A 1,167-nucleotide genomic window follows, 5' to 3' on the forward strand; every position below is an offset into this window, starting at 1 on the left:
CCGATGAAGCCGAAGTTCCAGCCGATGCCCAGAAGGATCAGCGACACGTAGAAGTGGAAGATGTCCAGCCCCGCAAGCGCGAAGATCGCCGACAGCGCGATGATGACGAGGCCCGATGCCGTCACCCGCTCCTTGCCGAAACGCGCGATCAGCCGGCCGGTGACGAAACTGGGCGCGAACATCGCCAGCACATGCCACTGGATGCCCTGTGCGGCATGGTCGACCGAATGGCCGTGCCCGACCATGGCAATGGGGGCCGCGGTCATGACGAAGGCCATCAACCCGTAGGACACCACGCCCGATGCCACGGCCAGCAGGAAGGGTGGCGAAGCGAGAAGCTGGCCCACGCTGCGCCCGCCCCCCGACGTCGCCCCGCCCCGCACCGGCCGGGGCGCGCGCAGCAGCACGAGCACCGGCAGCGCCATCAGAGCCAGCGCGGCCTGGCTGAGGAAACTGCCCGCATAGGGCGTGCCGGGCAGTGCCTCGCGCGTCCAGATCACCAGTTGCGGGCCGATCACGGCGGCGATCAGCCCGCCGACCATCACCCAGGAGATCGCGCGCGCCCTTTCGGTATCGCTGCCGGCGGTATCCGTGGCGGCGAAACGGTAGCTCTGCACATAGGCCGCATAGAAACCGGCCGCGAAGGTGCCGGTGCAGAAGATCGCGAAGCTCTCGCGCGCGATGCCGAAGGCGGCGGTCAGCCCGGCGATCACCCCGATCAGCGCCCCCAGAAGATAGCCGTTGCGCCGTCCGAAGCCGCGCATCACCGCCGCCGCCGGCAGGGTTCCCATCGCGAGGCCGAGGTTGAACAGGCTGACCGGCAGGGTGACCAGCGCCGGATCCGACGACAGTTGCTGCCCCACCAGCCCGCTGAGCGAGATCACGATCGGCGGGCTGGCGGCCCCCAGCGATTGCGCCATGGTCAGGACAATGAGGTTCCTGCGGAAAACCGCCGTGCCGGTCATATCGGGCTCCAATGCAGTAGCGGCGGGAGGATCAGCCCCCGGCGCCGCAATAGGTGTTGTAGAGCACCTGCATGACCTCGCGCGCCGCCACGCTCTCGATCCGGTACCAGATCGTCTGCCCGTCGCGGCGCCCGGCGATGATCCGGTCGCGGCGCAGCAGCGCGAGATGCTGCGAGACGGTGGAATCCCGGATGCCGAGGAA

Annotated in this window: 1 protein-coding gene; it reads right to left on the minus strand. The window is 68.8% G+C overall.

Annotated elements, in window-relative coordinates:
• On the minus strand, positions 1–965 hold a 965-nt coding region (locus ABNX41_RS21835; RefSeq protein ID WP_438671780.1), incomplete at its 3' end, for an MFS transporter.
• Positions 966–1,167 lie beyond the last annotated feature (202 nt).

It is taken from the genome of Pseudogemmobacter sonorensis, from assembly GCF_042762395.1.
GTDB classification, from domain to species: Bacteria; Pseudomonadota; Alphaproteobacteria; order Rhodobacterales; family Rhodobacteraceae; genus Pseudogemmobacter; species Pseudogemmobacter sonorensis.